Origin of the sequence: Arenimonas sp., assembly GCF_019459675.1 — a bacterium.
Taxonomy (GTDB): Bacteria; Pseudomonadota; Gammaproteobacteria; order Xanthomonadales; family Xanthomonadaceae; genus Arenimonas.
Genome location: NZ_JAIBFH010000252.1, coordinates 1 through 2,701, shown reverse-complemented (window position 1 = coordinate 2,701; position 2,701 = coordinate 1). Strand labels below are relative to the sequence as shown.

Genomic DNA, 2,701 nt, shown 5'->3' with positions numbered 1-2,701 from the left:
CCGCCCGGCGGCCTTCTACCCCGGCCGCACCTTGAATAACCTCACGGCCGCCGGCGCCGGCGCCGACCACCCGTTCATGGCGCACGTGAAGGAAAGCCGTTATCTCAAGGCTGTCTTCTGCCGCGTCGAATAGTCCTTTCCTTCCCGCACACGGGCCGGCTGCTGCAATGACCTCCATGCCTGATTCCCTGGACGCCGTCTGGACCCACGCCTGGGCACGGTTGCTCGCGGGCGCGCGCGGGCGCAGCGACCCCTTCCACCAGGGCGTGCTGGCCTCGGTGTCGGACGCGGGCCCGGAGGCGCGCTATGCGGTGCTGCGTGCGGTGGATCCGGCGGCCGGCACGGTGGCTTTCCACACCGACGGCCGCAGCCCGAAGTTCGCGCAGTTCCAGGCCGACCCCCGCACCGCCTGGTGTTTCTTTGGCCACGGCGAACAGGTGCGGCTGTCGGGACGGGTTTCGCTGCATGCCGACGACGGCGATGCCGACGCCGCCTGGTCCGCCAGCGGTCGATCCGCGCGCCAGAACTATGCCGGCGCGAACGCTCCCGGCACCGGCGTGGCCGAGCCCGGCGAAGGCGGGCCGCCCAGCCTGCGTTCGACGCCGCTCGACGCGGCCGGCCTGGCCCAGGCCCGCAGCCATTTCGTTTTCGCGCGCATCCAGGTGCAGTCGCTGGACTGGCTTTCGCTGTCGGCCGCGGGCCACTGCCGCGCCCGCTTTGATCGCGGTGACGACCGCTGGCACGCCCGTTGGCTGACGCCTTGAGCGTCGCGGCCTTCGGCTAGACTGCGCGCCCGCTCCCCGGACCCCGCCGCTTGGACGCTCCCACCCCCGCTGCCGCGCCGCCGGTGCGCCGCGCTGCGCTCGCCTTCATCTTCGTCACCATCCTGGTGGACGTACTGGCGTTCGGCCTGATCATTCCCGTGCTGCCGCAGCTGCTCAAGCAGCTCAGCGGCGGAGTGCTTGCCGACGCCACGGTGTGGCACGGCCTGTTCGCCACCGGGTTCATGGTGATGCAGTTCTTCTTCTCGCCGATCCAGGGCGCGCTGTCGGACCGGTTTGGTCGCCGGCCGGTCATCCTGGTGTCGAACGCGGGCCTGGCCCTGGACTTCGTCATCATGGCCCTGGCCAATACGCTGCCGCTGCTGTTCATTGCGCGGCTGGTGTCGGGCGCCACTTCGGCCAGCTTCAGCACCGCCAACGCCTACATCGCCGACGTCACGCCGCCGGAAAAACGCGCCGCGGCGTTCGGCCGGCTGGGCATGGCGTTCGGCATCGGCTTCACCGTGGCGCCCGTGATGGGCGCCTGGCTGGGCGCGGTGGACCTGCACCTGCCGTTCTGGGTGGCGGCCGGGCTTTGCGCGGCCAACTTCTGCTACGGCTGGTTCGTGCTGCCCGAATCGCTGCCGCCGGAGCGCCGCGTGCCGTTCGAGTGGCGTCGCGCCAACCCATTGGCTTCGCTCAAGCTGCTGCGCGCGCATCCCGAGCTGTTCGGCCTGGCGGGCGTGAGCTTCCTGATGGCGATGGCGCACCTGGTCTACCCCACCACCTTCGTGCTCTACGCCGACTACCGTTTCGGCTGGGGCCTGGAGATGGTGGGCTGGACGCTGCTGCTGGTCGGCCTGCTCACCATCATCGTGCAGGGCGGGCTGATCGGCCGGATCTCGCGCACCTTCGGCGACCGGCGCACCCTGCTGTTGGGCGCTACCGCTGGCGGCGTCGGCTTCGCCGGCTATGCGCTCGCGCCCACCGGCTACTGGTTCTGGGCGGCGATGCCGATCGCCGCGCTGTGGGCCATCGCCGGGCCGGCCGCGCAGTCGCTGATGACGTCGCGCGTTTCGGCCAGTGAACAGGGCCGGCTGCAGGGCGCCATCGGCAGCCTGAACTCCATCGCCGGCATCCTTGGCCCGACCCTGTTCACCCAGACCCTGGCGACGGTGGCGGTGAACCAGGTGCAGGGTCCCCTGGCGGGCGCCACCTTCTGGCTCGCCGCCGGCCTGGTGTCCCTGGGCGGCCTGCTGGCCTGGCGCATCACCACGCGGGACTGACATCCGCGGGGTTACGATCATCGCCCAACCAACGAGACCCCTGCCATGACCGACCCCGTATCCCGCGACCAGGCCGAAGATGCCGTCCGTATCCTGTTGCGCTGGGCCGGGGAAGACCCGCAGCGCGAGGGCCTGCTCGACACCCCCAAGCGCGTGGTCAAGGCCTACGGCGACTGGTTCAGCGGCTACGCCGAAGACCCGCGCGAATTCCTCGCACGCACCTTCGAGGAAGTGGCCGGCTACGACGAGATGATCGTGCTGCGCGACATCGAATTCGAATCGCACTGCGAACACCACATGGCCCCCATCATCGGCCGCGCCCACGTCGGCTACCTGCCCGCCGGCAAGGTGGTGGGCATCAGCAAGCTGGCGCGCGTGGTGGAAACCTACGCCCGCCGCTTCCAGGTGCAGGAAAAGATGACCGCCCAGATCGCCCGGTGCATCCAGGACGTGCTGCAGCCGATCGGCGTGGCCGTGGTGGTGGAAGCCAAGCACCAGTGCATGACCACCCGCGGCGTGCACAAGACCGGCGTCAGCATGGTCACCAGCAAGATGATGGGCACCTTCCGCACCGACCCGATGACCCGTGCCGAGTTCCTGGACGTCATCGCGGTGAAGCGCGGCGGCTGATACCCCGCGCCCCCCAGCCCACCC

The 2,701-nt window shown here is 70.2% G+C and carries 3 protein-coding genes and 1 pseudogene; all 4 read left to right on the top strand.

Annotated features, from left to right (window positions below):
• Window positions 1-133, top strand: a pseudogene (locus K0M70_RS08445) (RlmI/RlmK family 23S rRNA methyltransferase); the annotation flags it as partial.
• A gap of 43 nt (window positions 134-176) precedes the next feature.
• Entirely contained in the window at window positions 177-764 is a 588-nt protein-coding gene (locus K0M70_RS08440) for a pyridoxamine 5'-phosphate oxidase family protein (protein ID WP_290781359.1), read from the top strand.
• Between the two features lie 50 nt (window positions 765-814).
• On the top strand, window positions 815-2,047 hold the full coding sequence (locus K0M70_RS08435; protein ID WP_290781358.1) for a TCR/Tet family MFS transporter: 1,233 nt from the start codon (window positions 815-817) through the stop codon (window positions 2,045-2,047).
• A 45-nt stretch (window positions 2,048-2,092) separates the two neighbouring features.
• Entirely contained in the window at window positions 2,093-2,677 is a 585-nt protein-coding gene (folE, locus tag K0M70_RS08430; protein ID WP_290781357.1) for a GTP cyclohydrolase I FolE, read from the top strand.
• The last annotated feature ends 24 nt before the right edge of the window (window positions 2,678-2,701 follow it).